We start from the raw sequence: 231 nt of genomic DNA on the forward strand, positions 1-231 counted from the left end.
GCCAATCGGCGCTGGTGTTGATGCCAGCGAGGCTATTTGTCAGGTTGATCGGTGTTCCAGTGCCGTCGGCGTTCGTGACGAAGATGTCTGGACGCCGTCCGAACGCGATCAAGGTGCCGTCAGGTGACCACACTGGCTCTGTGTCAACCCCCGTGAAGGTGATCTGAGTTTGACTGGTCACGTCACTGGGATCCATCGCCCAGATGTTGGCGGTTCCCGCCGGTCCTCGCT

1 pseudogene is annotated in these 231 nt (G+C 60.2%); it reads right to left on the reverse strand.

The features are described from left to right. Window positions 1–231: pseudogene (locus SAY88_RS25715) on the reverse strand (hypothetical protein); the annotation flags it as partial.

The sequence above is a fragment of the Halalkalibacter flavus genome (assembly GCF_036663575.1).
GTDB classification, from domain to species: Bacteria; Bacillota; Bacilli; order Bacillales; family Bacillaceae_D; genus Halalkalibacter; species Halalkalibacter flavus.